Below are 986 nucleotides of genomic sequence, written 5' to 3'. Positions count from 1 at the left end.
AGGACTAGGTATGCCTGTTCGAAACTAACGGCGAGTCACATATGGCGTCGTTGGTCTTTAAACCGATTTGATCAACAACGCCGTAGTGAATTGCTAAATAAAAAAAAAAGGGGGGGGGTTCCCCGCAATTATCACAAAAATAAGACGTTCAAAATGCCAACAATACTCAGCCTTACATTTAAGGTGAAGAATTACTGATAGACCAACAAACATATAAAACTCAAATAAATCCTCAGTTTATATATTAACTGTGAAACGCCTCAGATGTGAGGCGTTTTTGCTCTTAAAAACGACAAAGTCGCTTGGTGATAACAGCGATTAGAGCATTTTCTTCAAATGATAATTGCCCCATTCCGAGTTTGCGTAACAAAATCGTGAAAAATTTAATCTGAAAAATTCCCCAACTTTTTCTAATGGTTGTAATATCTATGGACGCGTAACAATAGTGGAACTAATTCAATGAGAGCACCATTTCAGGTACTTATATTCCCATACAAATTTGAAATGGAGGCCCCCATATTCTTGATAGCTTGCCGCACAGACAATGGTGAATGGCAGGCAATTTCTGGTGGTGGTGAAGATCATGAGTCTTTGCTTGAAGCTGCAAGAAGAGAATTATATGAAGAAACCTCGTTAACAGGTATTGAGTGGGCTCAACTAGATTCTATGTGTATGTTACCGCGAGTGTTTTATTCTGGTCATGAAAAATGGAGCCTTCACCCTTATGTGATACCAGAATACTCATTCTCAGTGCATGTTTCGAGTGAGCCACAGTTATCTTCTGAACACACAGAGTTTCGTTGGTGTAAGGCATCTGAAGCGAACGAGCTTCTCAAATATGATTCTAATCGAATAGCTTTATGGGAGTTATCCGAACGACTTAAGGGCCATCCCATAAATAGGTAGAATCGAATCTGTTCAAGAACTTCTCAGGTTGAATTTTTACACGTGGCACTTTTCTAGCTCAAAAGTGCCCGTGCGACCTG

At 39.8% G+C, this 986-nt stretch carries 1 protein-coding gene; it reads left to right on the top strand.

Annotated elements, in window-relative coordinates:
- The first annotated feature begins 459 nt into the window (after positions 1-459).
- Positions 460-906, top strand: a complete 447-nt coding sequence (locus tag AB4623_RS23560; protein ID WP_372147469.1) for an NUDIX pyrophosphatase — start codon at positions 460-462, stop codon at positions 904-906.
- Positions 907-986 lie beyond the last annotated feature (80 nt).

This window comes from Vibrio sp. 10N.222.52.C12 (assembly GCF_041474215.1).
Classification (GTDB): domain Bacteria; phylum Pseudomonadota; class Gammaproteobacteria; order Enterobacterales; family Vibrionaceae; genus Vibrio; species Vibrio crassostreae_C.
Note: the sequence above shows the minus strand (reverse complement) of the source record. Positions and strands in the feature narration are given on the sequence as shown.